The sequence below is a fragment of the Chitinophaga solisilvae genome (assembly GCF_009928525.1).
Taxonomy (GTDB): domain Bacteria; phylum Bacteroidota; class Bacteroidia; order Chitinophagales; family Chitinophagaceae; genus Chitinophaga; species Chitinophaga solisilvae.
The window spans coordinates 152,841-166,016 of the sequence record NZ_JAABOK010000007.1 but is presented as its reverse complement, the minus strand read 5'-3'; the positions used below and the strand labels follow the sequence as shown (position 1 = coordinate 166,016).

Here is a 13,176-nt window from a genome sequence, read left to right as displayed (position 1 = left end):
GTTGTAACTTTAAAAGAAAAGTAAATGAAAGCATTGGTGAACAGTAGTATTGATATAAAAGATGGTGAATATTTTGATCCGAAAGGAGTGTATACTTCACATTTCAACAGTATTCCCAACATCAGCAATATCTATGAGGTAGACGGCGAAAAGGCTGCAGTGGCCTTTAGTAAATCGTTTGAAGGCATGATTGTAAATACCTTCCGCTATACTGATTATGATAGTAAAAAGAAAAAGTATAAACACAATCAGACCATGATACTGCTGAGTAATAATTGTCTGGTTGCATTCTGGCAATCCTGGTGTGAGATTTTACATGATGGCACGGATTTGGATTTCCTGAACAAAGTAACGGAAACGGTTACACGATATAAAGAAAAACAACGCCGCGAACCGCATGAGATAAACCTCATCGTCAGCGGAAGAAAAGGGCTGGAGCTGAAAAGTATGGAGATTAAACGTACCCGGCTGGATATAGGTATGTTTTACGATGAAGATTTTAAAGCAGTGGATAAGGTTATACAGCAACGCCTGAAAAAGGATAAGGACAAAGGTATTGTATTACTGCATGGTATGCCGGGCACCGGTAAAACAACGTATCTGCGCTACCTGATCGGGAAAATCAAAAAGCGTATTCTCTTTGTTTCCCCCGATCTGGCCAATAATATCATGAATCCGGAATTCATGGAGTTGCTTATCGATAATCCCAACTGTGTAGTGATTATTGAAGATGCTGAAAATGTAATCATGGACAGAAAGTTTTCCGGCAACTCTTCTGTATCCAATCTGCTGAATCTGTCGGACGGATTGCTGGCAGACTGCCTGAATATACAGCTGGTCTGCTCTTTTAACAGTGAACTTTCTGCTATAGACAGTGCGCTGCTGCGTAAAGGCAGACTGATTGCAAAGTACGAATTCAAACGCCTGAATGCAGAGAAAGCACAGCGCTTATCACGGCACCTGGGCTATGACAGCATTATCAGTAAACCCATGAGTATTGCTGAAATCACCAATCAGCATGAACCTTCTTTTGAAGTACCGCAGCATATTATCGGATTCAGAAGAATAAGCATCGGTGAAACCGTATAGAACAACATTATTTCATCTACCCAAAAAATATTTTTTATGAAAAAGAATCACTTGTCCATCAGCAAAAGAATAGGAAGTAAAACACACATGAATGAAATCTATCAGAAATTATGGACAAGTTACTACCGGATGCATTGCAGGACTATGTGTCTGCATCCCGGTTCAGAAGCGAAAGACGACGCATACGTGCGGCGAAGTCAGACGCTGACAAGCATCTGATCGCTTTAAAACGAAAAAGAGAAGAACTCGGTTGCGAGCTTCGCAAAAAAGTATACGTTCCGTTAACCCCGCCCGTGATGAAAGGTTACAAGCGTTTCTTTGTATTAAGGGATGATGTGGCCAGGGGGGTACAGGCATCTTTCTTTCAGGGAATACTGGATAAAATCAATACATATGATTATTTTCATCGTAGAGATTATAAAGTAAAAAAGAGGAAGCATGGGAAGAAGATATTGGTGGTGAAAGAGCAGCAGGTATTGTCTCCTGACCGGAGTCATTTTAAAAAAATGAACTTTACTGCCGCAGAAGCAGCCTTTTTCGAAGAAAGAGATGTGCCTCACCGTTGCGGAAGAGGAGCCATCCGCTGCATGGTATTTACCCAACCCTGGCGCTTTGTGCTGAGGGTACGGCCCAACATGATTACGGAAAGAAGAATCATTGACCCTGTATTACTGGCAGAAGAACAACAGCTGGATAACCATATCAAGAACCATCAGCTGGCTCACCGCATGTACTGGTTGTTCAAAGGAAAAAGCAACCGCAGATGGAACTGGTGCCTTGGCGAAAAGGTGAAATACCGTATGCAACCGAAAACCCTGCAGCAATGGCTGCAGGAAGTAATTAATAACACCGAAGAACCCTGAAATATGTCAGCATTAAAATTAGATGGTAAAACATTACGAAGCATAGGCTATCCGCAGGGATTAGTTATTCGTATAGCCATAGAAGTTATAGAAGAACATTATGCGGATTATACAACAGCAGCCGCTACAGATTTGTTGCAGCAGGTGCTGGCGGATCCTGAAGCATATGCCGCAGATGAAAAGCTGGGAAAGATAGCCGCGGAATTGATGATAAAGGAAGATCCGCGTATAGTGGCCCTGCGGGCAGAACCTGTGGAATATGAAGTTTTCGGGTCAGACTTTATCGATCCGGGAGCTATCAGGCAGCTGCAGAACGCTGTTCGTTTGCCCGTTGCCGTAGCCGGTGCATTGATGCCGGATGCGCATCAGGGGTATGGATTGCCTATCGGCGGTGTGCTGGCGGCAGATAATGCCGTAATACCTTATGGCGTGGGGGTGGACATTGGTTGCCGTATGTGCCTGAGTATTGTGGATTTGCCGGTAGCCTCGCTGACATCACAGCATGACCAGTATCGGCGTGCGTTGGAGAAGCATACCAAATTTGGTGCAGGAGCAGCATGGAAGCAACGGGAAGCCGATGCTGTGCTGGAAAGAAATGAGTTCCGGGAGATTCCGGTGCTGCGTAACCTGCTGGATAAGGCTTCCGGGCAGCTGGGTACTTCCGGCTCCGGTAATCATTTTGTCGAATGGGGTATTGCCGCTATCAGCGATGCAGATAATGAATGGCAGTTACCCCCGGGGAATTATATAGCGTTGCTGTCGCACTCCGGTTCCCGCGGACTGGGAGCGCAGGTAGCCGGGCATTATACGCGTCTGGCAAAAGAGCTGTGTGTACTCCCCGGCGAGGCGCAACACCTGGCCTGGCTGGATCTTGACAAAGAAGAAGGGCAGGAGTACTGGCTGGCAATGAACCTGGCCGGCGACTATGCGTCCGCCTGCCACCACCTGATTCATAAGCGGCTGATAGCTGCTATGGGCGCCACTTTGCTGGCAAGGGTGGAGAACCACCATAACTTCGCGTGGAAAGAAATACATCACGGGAAGGAACTGATTGTGCATCGTAAAGGCGCTACCCCGGCAGGTAAGGGCGTACTGGGTATCATACCGGGCTCCATGACGGCGCCGGGATTTATTGTGCGCGGAAAAGGTGAAACCACCAGTTTGCAATCTGCGTCGCATGGCGCCGGGCGGCAGATGTCGCGTACAAAAGCGATGGCTGCTATCTCCGGTGAAGAACTGAGTAAAGTACTGGCAGATAATGGCGTTACACTGATTGGCGGCGGACTGGATGAAGCGCCCGGTGCGTATAAAAACATTCATGAGGTGATGGCTGCACAGCAGCAGCTGGTAGAGGTAGCAGGGCAATTCTGGCCGAAGCTGGTAAGAATGGCTGATGGCGGTCCGGCAGAAGATTAATAACTGAAACATACAATGCAATGAAGACAGGGCGGAAGGCAGCGTAATGCTGCTTTTCGCCTTTCATTTTTAGTAGTCTACAAATTTAGTAGGATAATTAAATTTAATTACTTATCATTGTAGCTGATTTACCACCACTGATCACAAGAAAAGAAAACACCTATGCGCGGGCTGGCGCCATGCCGGTTCCGGTGCTTTTATTTTGATTTCCGGATTCTAAAAAAAACAATGTGCATTTAAATTATCTGGCATTGGCTGTTCCGCTCTTCCTGACGTTTATGGGATTAGAGTACCTGGTTGCGCATAAAAAGGGGAAGAAGTATTTTAAGTTCAATGATTCTGTTGCCAATATCAGTGTTGGCATTGCCGAGCGGTTACTGGATGTGTTTACCGTTGGGCTGTTCTATTTTGTATATGATTATCTGTACCGGCATTATGCGTTGTTCGATATCAAAGCAGGTGTGCTGCTGTGGGTGGCATTGCTGATCTGTACTGATTTTATCTGGTACTGGTATCACCGGCTGGCGCATGAGGTAACGGTATTGTGGTGTGCGCATGTGGTACATCATCAGAGCGAGGAGTTCAACTATACAGTATCTGCGCGTATTACCGTATTTCAGGCATTTATCCGCACGGGATTCTGGGCGGTACTGCCGGTAATTGGTTTTCCGCCGGCCATGATAACGAGCATGTTGCTGGTGCACGGGCTGTATCCTTTCTTCATTCATACGCGTACCATCGGTAACCTGGGCATTCTGGAATATATACTGGTAACGCCTTCCCATCATCGTGTGCATCATGCCAGCAATCCGAAGTATCTGGATAAGAATTATGGTGATGTGTTTATCATCTGGGATAAATTGTTTGGCACTTTTCAGAAGGAAGAGGAAGAGCCGGTGTATGGTCTGACCAAGCCGCTGCAGAGTAACAGTTTCCTCTGGCAGCATTTTCATTTTATACTGGAGATGCTCTATTCCGCAAGAGCGGCCAAAGGCTGGCGGAGTAAGCTGAAAGTGGTATTCGGTAAGCCGGATAATGTAGATCCGGAAGCCAGGGCGGTGCTGGAAGAAACTTTCCTCCTGCGTAACAGCAGTATAACGGAAACGCCTAAACTGAATAATTATGTTGTGTGGCAGATAGCGACCACACTTACCTTATTGTTCCTGTTTATTTTGCTGGAGCATTATACGCCGGTATTTATAGAGATCTGCATCACCTTGCTGATACTGCTGACGCTGATCAACTGCGGCGCCATACTGGAGCAGAAGCGCTGGGTGTTTTACCTGGAATATGCGCGGTATGCAGTACTGAGTTTTGCGGTATATTATTGCTGGCCGCATACGGAGGTGTTATGCCTGGCCGCGCTGATACTCACTACAGCAGTGTATTTTCAGTCGCGGCTCAGGGAAAGGTATTACCGGTTGGTATATGGTTATACCCGTACGTAAATCTTTTTCTTATCCATCCACCAGCCTATTGCGGCAAACACGCAGACATGAAAAACGGCGAACAGGAGTGAGCCGTTCATGTTGCCGCCTATAGGGCGGAAGATATTTTCATAAATCCAGCTGTACAGGTTCTGGTCGGGCGTTGGCCTGATTACGGCATATAATTTCACGACCACACCTGCCAGGATATAGATGAACAGCGGGTTTTTACCGAATGCCGTAAAGAAGGCCGAACCTTTGGTGACCCCGCGGAATTCGATAATATACATAATTACGGAGAGCAACAGGAGGGCGAGTCCTACTGTATACAGCACATAAGAGCTGGTCCATATTTTTTTATTGATAGGGAAGACCATATCCCAGCAGAGGGCGGCGAAGATCATTACGCAGCCCATGATAAGCAGGCGGGCCAGCATTTCGTAGGTTTTACCCTGCTCCTGAATGAACCTGCCGGCGAGATAGCCGAAGATAACGTTGCAGATAGCCGGGAGCGTACTGAGCAGTCCTTCCGGATCAAAGGGAACGCCTTCACCCCTGTACATATGATTTTCACCGAGTATTAACTTATCGAGCGGCAGTCCGGCATAGCCTTCCAGGCTGTACGGATCTCCGGTGCCGCATGCCAGTAACAGGAACCAGTATACGAAAAGCAGTACGCCTGCCGCCACGAAGGCGCCTTTATCTTTCAGGTAATGGATGATAAGGGCTGCCGCGCCGTAGCAGAGGGCGATGCGGGGTAGTACGCCGAGTATACGCAGGCTGCTGAGCGGTTTGAAGGTGAGTGCGCCGTCCGTCCATTTTACAAAAGGGAACCAGTTGAGCAGCAGTCCGATCACAAAGATAAGGATGGTGCGTGTGAGGATTTTCCTGATGACGGCGGTATTACCGGCAGCTTCATATTTTTTCATGGCAAAGCTCATGGCGTTGCCGACAGCAAACAGGAAGAAGGGAAATACCAGGTCAGTAGGGGTGCAGCCGTGCCATTTGGCATGCGCCAGCGGCGGGTACACATAGTCCCAGCTACCGGGATTATTGACCAGTATCATGGCGGCAACGGTGAGGCCGCGGAAAACATCGAGAGATAGAAAACGTTGTGGTGCTGTCACGATAGCGATTATTTGGTGGATTGTTAATTCACCAAGATAGAAATTATAACCGAATCGTCACAGTGGCACGGTTAATGCCGGGGGATCTGGTTTTTCAGGATTTTTCTGGCGAAGTGTATTCTGCTTTTGATGGTGCCCAGTGGTTCCTGGAGTATATCAGCTATTTCGAAATATTTGTATCCTTCATAGTAGAGCATGAAGGGTTGTTTAAAGATAGGGGGGAGGTGATAAACGGCGACGTGAATATCTTTCATGCGCAGGTTGGTGTCTGCCTTGTTGGAGGCGGGCATCTGCTGATAGTTGAGAAAGAAATCGCTGATGGCAGGTTCGGTTACCAGCCTTGTTTTGGCTTTTTTGCGGTAGTGGTTGATAAAGATATTACGCATGATGGTAAAAAGCCAGGCACGGATGTTGGTACCTTCCAGGTATTTTTCCTGGTTGGAGAGGGCCCGGAAGAGGGTTTCCTGGTAAAGATCCTTGGCTTGTTCCGCATCTTTGGTAAGGGTAAATGCAAAGGGTTTCAGGAAATCAGCATTACCGATGAGCAAGGTGTTAAATTCAACAGATGACATATTGTTTAAGTTTTGCCTTAACTAATTTAAACAGAAAAGTTCTCGGTTCAAGCGTTCACAGCTATTCAAATGATTGATTTATAATGTTTTTTGAGTAGTTTCACATGGCGCAACAGGTTTCGCATGTTCACAGGACCGGTCTGAGTAAAGATTTTGGTGGTTTAATATGGAAAACAGGTATTTTGAATTGACTCTAAAGGTATTAACGAGAAAAAGCGGGAAAAAGATTGATTCAATTTTTGATATGTTGCAATAATTTCATATGACGTTTATTGCGATATTATAAACTGCTTAAAACTAATTTTTATTAAATCTGATTATTATTCCTGACAACCCATTGAAAATGAATGTTGAAACGTTTAAATAAAGCAGGTGAATGATTTAAGAATAAAATGATTCACCACAGGGGATTCCTGTAACATTTATATGTTATTTTTAATAGATTTGCAACTTGTTTGGCTGTATCATAACCAGATAGCACCTTACAATTGTTTCCAAAAAAGATATTCGAGAAGTTTTTATATCCTATTAATACATGTTCAAAAAATTATTGCTGATCCAGCTGTTCCTGTTTATTGGCTATTGTGTAACCGCCCAGAATCAAATATTGTCAAAAGAGCAAATCAAGCAGATGAAGGTAGATAATCTGACGGATGATCAGGTACGTCAGTTGGTGTCGGAAATGAAGAAAAGTAATATTGCTTTTGCAGATATAGACTCTTATGCTCAGCAGAAAGGGATTCCGGATATCGAAGTTGCCAAATTAAAAAGCAGAATACAGCAATTGGGCCTGGATAAGGAGCTGGATGCGAAGTCTCAACAGAAAGATGCCTCTTCACAGGATGATCAGACAGGTAGCCGTAAGGTAGATGATGCTGCGGACGAACAAACAATTGATAGAAAAGGGGAATCGAGAGAAGACAGGGATCTGGCTAAAAGAAGAAAACGCATTTTCGGGTCAGAGTTGTTCAATAACAAAAATCTTACTTTCGAGCCCAATCTTAAAATGCCTACTCCCCTCAACTATCGCCTTGCTGCCGGTGATGAGTTACTGATTGATGTTTATGGTTATTCTGAAGTACAGCATCGACTGAAAGTTTCTCCGGAGGGTTATATACGTGTGCCTAACCTGGGGCCGGTGTATGTAAATGGTCTTACCATGGAAGAGGCCAGAATCCGTATTACCAAACAGTTATCGTCTATTTACAGTGGAATCAGATCTGGAAATACTTCTGTTCAGATAACACTGGGGAGTATCCGTAGTATCAGGGTGTTGATGATTGGTGAAATCGTAAAACCTGGTTCATATACAATCCCTTCACTTGCAACTGTTGCAAATGCATTGTATGTTTCCGGTGGTCCGAATGAAAATGGATCTTTCCGTAATATTCAGGTGATCCGTAACGGCGTGCCTGTAGTTACATTTGACTTATATGACTTTCTTTCCAATGGAGATCTGACTAATAATATCGTATTGCAGGATCAGGATATTGTGAAGGTTAATCCCTATAAAACAAGAGTGGAGCTATCCGGAGAAGTAAAGCGTCCGGCCATCTTTGAAGCTAAGGAAAATGAAACCCTACAGCAGATTATTAATTACGCAGGCGGGTATACAGATGTCTCTTTCAGAGACGTGATCCGCGTTTTTCGGGTTAATAATAAAGAAAGAGAAGTAGTGAACGTTCCCGCTAGTGAGGTAGCTTCCTTTAAACTGAAATCCGGAGATCAGTTTTTCATCGATTCAATCTTAAATCGTTTCAGTAACCGGGTTACTATTTCAGGAGCAATATTTCATCCGGGGAATTATGCACTCGAGCAGAATATGACAGTTGGGGATCTGATAAAACGTGCTGATGGGGTGAAGGAAATAGCTGCCCTGTCGAGGGGGTTGATTCGTCGTTTGCAGGAGGATTTTACACCGGCATATCTTAATTTCAACGTAAGAGACGTATTAACCGGGAAAACCACGCTGGCCTTACAGAAAGAAGACAGTGTGATCATTTATTCCAAGTTTGATCTGCGTGGTGGCTATGAAGTAAGAATTGACGGAGAGGTCAACAAACCTGGTTTTTTCAGTTATGCTGACAGTATGCATCTGGAAGATCTGGTGCTTTTGGCCGGAGGCCTTACTGATGCAGCAAGTACCAAACACATAGAAATTTCGCGAAGGGTGCGTGGCGGGGAGTATGACCCGAAAGATAGTATTAAATCAGTTATACAGCAGTTTGATATCAATGCTGACCTCAGCAGTAACCCTGATGCAAGCGGATTTGTGTTGCGTCCTTTTGATGAGGTGGTAATCCGTCGGTCTCCTACCTACTCTTCACAGGCAAATGTATTGATCAGCGGAGAAGTCGTATATCCTGGTGATTATACGATCAACAATCGTTCTGAAAGAGTATCAGATCTGATTAAAAGATCCGGTGGTCTGCGTCCGGAAGCATATGCGCAGGGAGCGGTAATGATGCGTAAAACATTTATCAACGAAAGTGATAGCATATTGCTCGCTAATAAACTCCAGGTTTTTTATAACAAACTGCAGGACAGTAGCGATATTTCCCGTGTACAGAGTACGGTAGACAGAAAAATGCAGCTGTTAGGTATTAACCTGGAACTGATTATGAAAAACCCGGGATCCAAGTATGATTTATTGCTGGAACAGGGAGATATTATTAAAGTACCGAAAAAATTACAGACGGTACAGTTATTTGGTGAAGTGTATTTTCCCAAGAAGATCAGGTACGATGGAAATTATACTTTCAAGGATTACGTACACGGTGCTGGCGGATTTACTTCACAGGCACTGAAAAGACGTAGTTATATTGTGTACGCTAATGGTGAAGTAAGAAATACGAAAAAAGTAATGTTCTTTAATGCTTACCCCAAAGTTAAACCCGGCGCAGAAATTTATGTGCCAACCAGAAAGGATAGAAAAGGCCTGAGCTCGGGAGAAGCAGTGGGATTGGCCAGTGGATTGGCTTCCATAGCTCTTGTAATTGTGACGATATTGACCAGGGTAAAATGATTCCTTCAGGATTAGATAATAAATTACATGGATTCGTATAAAAATAGCCCGGATGCAGATAAATTCCGGAGTAATGAAATATCTGTCAAAGATCTTGTTTTAAGGTTTTATGATTGGTGCGGATATCTCTGGAAAAAGAAACTGATTATCCTGATTGCCGCCGCAGCCGGTTTAGGTTTGGGTTGTTATATCGTAACCGTTCTGAAGCCTAAGTATGAAGGTAAGCTCACTTTTGTATTGCAGGAAAATAGTCAAGGTGGCATGGGGGCATATGCAGGAATTGCCAGTCAGTTTGGCCTTGATCTGAGTGGAGGTAGTAGTGGCGCCGGTGTATTTACCAATGATAATATCATGGAATTTCTGACTTCCCGTCTGATGGTAGAAAGTACCCTGCTTTCACCTGTAACCCTCAATAATAAAGCCATGACACTGATGAACCATTTTCTGGACTTCAGTGGTAACAGAAAAAGGATGGCCAAAAACAAAACACTGGAACATATTGATTTCCCACTCAATGCTGACAGAGGTAAATTTTCCCTCCAGCAAGATAGTATACTGAATGAAGCTTATAAAGTCATTACAAAGAAACTGCTGAAAGTAGAAAAGAAAGATAAAAATCTTGACTTCATTTCTGTTACCTGTTCTTCAGAAGATGAAATTTTTTCAAAAGTATTTATTGAGTCACTGGTGGAGAAGGCATCAGCTTTCTATATAGATACCAAAACCAAACGGACTAAAGGGAGTGTTGACCGCTTGCAGCTTCAGGCAGACTCCATGGAAATTTTACTGAACAGGAAAACATACGCTTCTGCAGAAGTACAGGATTTGAATCAGAACCCGGCCAGAAGAATAGCCAGCGTAAAAACAGAACTGCTTACCCGTGATAAGATGATGCTCCAGACTATGTATGGAGAAATTGTGAAAAACCTGGAGTTAAGCAAAATTACTATGGCACAGGAAACTCCGGTTATTCAGGTTGTAGATAAACCTATTTTTCCACTGGAAAAAAAGGAATGGGGGTTTGCCAAAGGAGGCATACTTGGTGCTATAGTCGGGGGATTTCTCGCCTGCATCATTATCTGCATAAGGAAGCTGTATAAAGACATCATGAAATAACCTCATAATCAAAATAAGTAATGTCATCTTCTAAGAGAATAGCAATTATCGGACTTGGTTACGTTGGACTACCATTAGCGATAGAATTCGGAAAAAAGTACCACGTGCTGGGATTTGATATAAATAAATCCCGTATTGAAGAACTGCAGAGAGGAGAGGATCATACGCGTGAAGCGGATCTGGAAGGACTGCATCTGGCAATTACAGGAGATGTTGCCAATAACAGTTTTGGACTTGAATTTTCAAGTGATCCCATTTCGCTGGAGCAATGCAATGTATTCATTGTTACCGTACCCACACCGATTGATCACTATAAAAAACCGGACCTGGTTCCTCTGTTGAAAGCCTCAGAGATGTTGGGAAAAGTGCTTAAAAAAGGAGATATCATTATTTACGAATCTACTGTATATCCTGGATGTACAGAAGAAGATTGTGTACCTGTTCTGGAAAAAATATCCGGCCTGAAATTCAATGAAGATTTCTTTTGCGGATATTCTCCTGAGCGTATCAATCCCGGAGATAAATTAAACACACTTGTCAAAATCAAGAAGGTTACTTCCGGCTCTACACCCCAGATTGCTGAAGAAGTGGACGGATTATACAGAAGCATAATAACTGCAGGTACATTCAAAGCCAGTAGCATTAAGGTAGCAGAAGCATCCAAAGCCATTGAAAATGCACAAAGAGATGTGAACATAAGCTTCGTTAATGAATTGGCACTGATTTTTGACAGAATAGGTATTGATACAACTGAAGTGCTGGAAGCAGCCGGAACCAAATGGAACTTCCTGAAGTTTAAACCAGGATTGGTAGGTGGGCATTGTATTGGAGTGGACCCATATTATCTGGCACATAAGGCAGAATCCCTGGGTTATCATCCGCAGGTTATCCTGTCAGGAAGAAGGGTGAATGATAATATGGGAATGTTCGTCGCCAATAAGGTGGTAAAATTAATGATTAAGAAAGGGCATAAGATTGATGGTTCCAGGGTACTGATCCTGGGCTTTACGTTTAAAGAAAATTGCCCGGACGTACGTAATTCCAGAGTTATCGATATATATAAGGAACTTATTCAGTTTGGTGTGCAGGTATGCATCTATGATCCTCATGCCCATGCTGCTGATGTTAAGGAAGAGTATGACGTAGAGCTGTTGCCTGTATTGAATGAAAAGTACGACGCAATAATATTGGCAGTGGCGCATAATGAGTTCCTGGCAATTGATTTCAATACCCTGAAATCGGGTGTTGATGCAGTCGTGTTTGATACAAAGGCCTTTTTAAGCAAGGAACTGGTTGATGGCAGGTTGTAATTTTAGTGCATTCATCCCATCTTCATCATTTGAATAATAAGTCTGAATATGAAAAATAGTAATACAAAATTTAAACTGATTCTGATAGCTGGGGCAAGGCCTAACTTCATGAAAATTGCTCCTTTGATGCATGTTTTGAAAGACCACCACCTGATTCAGCCCATACTTGTTCATACAGGACAGCATTATGATGAGAAGATGTCTGATTTGTTTTTCAGACAGTTAAATATTCCTTTACCGGATATAAACCTCGAAGTTGGCTCTGCGTCCCATGCAGTGCAGACTGCACGCATTATGGAAGGGTTCGAAAAGGTGTGCCTTGATATCAAACCAGATATGGTACTGGTGGTTGGTGATGTAAACAGTACAGTAGCATGCACCCTGGTAGCTTCCAAGCTGGGTATCAAAACTGTACATTATGAAGCAGGACTCAGAAGTAATGATCGTTCCATGCCCGAAGAAATCAATCGTCTTGTAACAGATTCCATCAGCGATTATTTTTTTACAACCAGTGCAGATGCAGATGAAAACCTGACAAATGAAGGCGTGGCGGCAGAGAAGATTCATATGGTGGGAAATCTGATGATTGATACGTTAGTTAAAAATCTGCCTAATATTGATAGCGAAAACCTGGCTTTTGATCTGTTGAATAAACAGCGTCGTATAAAGATAGGGGTTGACTTTAATAAGAATAACTATGGTGTGATGACGTTTCACCGGCCTTCCAATGTAGATGACAGGGAGCAGTTAACTGCCCTGGTGAATATCTGGATTAAGATTGCAGAGAAGACGCCAATGATCTTTCCAATTCATCCCAGAACCTATAAGAATATTCAGGAATTTGGCTTGTTAGAGAGTATCAATAAATCGGATAATATATTTCTGATAGAGTCATTGGGATATTTTGAATTTATTGCTCTTGTGTCCTCGTCAAAATTTGTATTGACAGATTCCGGTGGAATTCAGGAAGAAACAACTTATCTGAATGTACCGTGTCTGACAGTACGTCCTAATACAGAACGTCCGGTTACCATCACAGAAGGGAGCAACAAGCTGATCAAGGTAACTGAAATTGAACAGGAAGTAAACCTTATTCTGGCAGGCGAAGGCAAAACAGGGAATGCACCTAAGTTCTGGGATGGAAAAACAGCCTCCAGAATAGTTCATGTTATAGAATCAGAGATCACCAGTAGACCAGTACTTCAAAGTACAATTGAGGGGTAAAGCCGGA

At 43.6% G+C, this 13,176-nt stretch carries 10 protein-coding genes; 8 read left to right on the top strand and 2 right to left on the bottom strand.

Translation table 11 applies throughout. The annotated features are described in order from the left end of the window. Positions 1 to 24: 24 nt before the first annotated feature. The 4 genes from GWG06_RS16200 (at position 25) to GWG06_RS16185 (ending at position 4,816) form a co-directional block, all read left to right on the top strand. The gene (locus tag GWG06_RS16200) at positions 25 to 1,089 is read left to right on the top strand and encodes an AAA family ATPase (protein WP_127043912.1); all 1,065 of its coding nucleotides are present in this window, start codon (positions 25 to 27) and stop codon (positions 1,087 to 1,089) included. A 110-nt stretch (positions 1,090 to 1,199) separates the two neighbouring features. Next, a complete protein-coding gene (locus tag GWG06_RS16195) occupies positions 1,200 to 1,952 on the top strand; it encodes a hypothetical protein (RefSeq protein ID WP_160714470.1) in 753 nt (250 codons plus the stop codon). Positions 1,953 to 1,955: 3 nt separating this feature from the next. Next, complete coding sequence (locus GWG06_RS16190; protein WP_160714468.1) at positions 1,956 to 3,368, top strand: RtcB family protein; 1,413 nt, start codon at positions 1,956 to 1,958, stop codon at positions 3,366 to 3,368. Positions 3,369 to 3,598: 230 nt separating this feature from the next. Next, entirely contained in the window at positions 3,599 to 4,816 is a 1,218-nt protein-coding gene (locus GWG06_RS16185) for a sterol desaturase family protein (protein WP_127043909.1), read from the top strand. Here GWG06_RS16185 and GWG06_RS16180 read toward each other — a convergent pair. Beyond that, a complete protein-coding gene (locus tag GWG06_RS16180) occupies positions 4,801 to 5,922 on the bottom strand; it encodes an acyltransferase family protein (protein WP_338076692.1) in 1,122 nt (373 codons plus the stop codon). The two genes, GWG06_RS16185 and GWG06_RS16180, sit on opposite strands and share 16 nt — an antisense overlap. Positions 5,923 to 5,993: 71 nt before the next feature. Continuing rightward, positions 5,994 to 6,494 (bottom strand): RNA polymerase sigma factor, encoded by a 501-nt coding sequence (locus GWG06_RS16175; protein WP_127043907.1) that lies wholly within the window; start codon positions 6,492 to 6,494, stop codon positions 5,994 to 5,996. A 535-nt stretch (positions 6,495 to 7,029) separates the two neighbouring features. Between GWG06_RS16175 and GWG06_RS16170 the strand changes: the two genes are divergently transcribed. Genes GWG06_RS16170 through wecB form a run of 4 tightly spaced genes read left to right on the top strand, consistent with a single transcriptional unit; the run spans position 7,030 to position 13,169 of the window. Continuing rightward, positions 7,030 to 9,519, top strand: coding sequence for an SLBB domain-containing protein (locus GWG06_RS16170; protein WP_160714466.1), 2,490 nt, complete (start codon positions 7,030 to 7,032; stop codon positions 9,517 to 9,519). A gap of 27 nt (positions 9,520 to 9,546) precedes the next feature. Further along, positions 9,547 to 10,635, top strand: coding sequence for a GumC domain-containing protein (locus GWG06_RS16165; RefSeq protein ID WP_160714464.1), 1,089 nt, complete (start codon positions 9,547 to 9,549; stop codon positions 10,633 to 10,635). A 20-nt stretch (positions 10,636 to 10,655) separates the two neighbouring features. Beyond that, on the top strand, positions 10,656 to 11,945 hold the full coding sequence (locus GWG06_RS16160; protein WP_160714462.1) for a nucleotide sugar dehydrogenase: 1,290 nt from the start codon (positions 10,656 to 10,658) through the stop codon (positions 11,943 to 11,945). Between the two features lie 48 nt (positions 11,946 to 11,993). Then, positions 11,994 to 13,169, top strand: coding sequence for a non-hydrolyzing UDP-N-acetylglucosamine 2-epimerase (gene wecB / locus GWG06_RS16155; protein WP_160714460.1), 1,176 nt, complete (start codon positions 11,994 to 11,996; stop codon positions 13,167 to 13,169). The last annotated feature ends 7 nt before the right edge of the window (positions 13,170 to 13,176 follow it).

Bases quoted from the DNA above. Each gene is read 5' to 3' on its own strand.
- GWG06_RS16195 (WP_160714470.1), top strand. From the start codon at position 1,200: ATGGACAAGTTACTACCGGATGCATTGCAGGACTATGTGTCTGCATCC.
- GWG06_RS16170 (WP_160714466.1), top strand. From the start codon at position 7,030: ATGTTCAAAAAATTATTGCTGATCCAGCTGTTCCTGTTTATTGGCTAT.
- GWG06_RS16200 (WP_127043912.1), top strand. From the start codon at position 25: ATGAAAGCATTGGTGAACAGTAGTATTGATATAAAAGATGGTGAATAT.
- wecB (WP_160714460.1), top strand. From the start codon at position 11,994: ATGAAAAATAGTAATACAAAATTTAAACTGATTCTGATAGCTGGGGCA.
- GWG06_RS16160 (WP_160714462.1), top strand. From the start codon at position 10,656: ATGTCATCTTCTAAGAGAATAGCAATTATCGGACTTGGTTACGTTGGA.
- GWG06_RS16175 (WP_127043907.1), bottom strand. From the start codon at position 6,494: ATGTCATCTGTTGAATTTAACACCTTGCTCATCGGTAATGCTGATTTC.
- GWG06_RS16165 (WP_160714464.1), top strand. From the start codon at position 9,547: ATGGATTCGTATAAAAATAGCCCGGATGCAGATAAATTCCGGAGTAAT.
- GWG06_RS16190 (WP_160714468.1), top strand. From the start codon at position 1,956: ATGTCAGCATTAAAATTAGATGGTAAAACATTACGAAGCATAGGCTAT.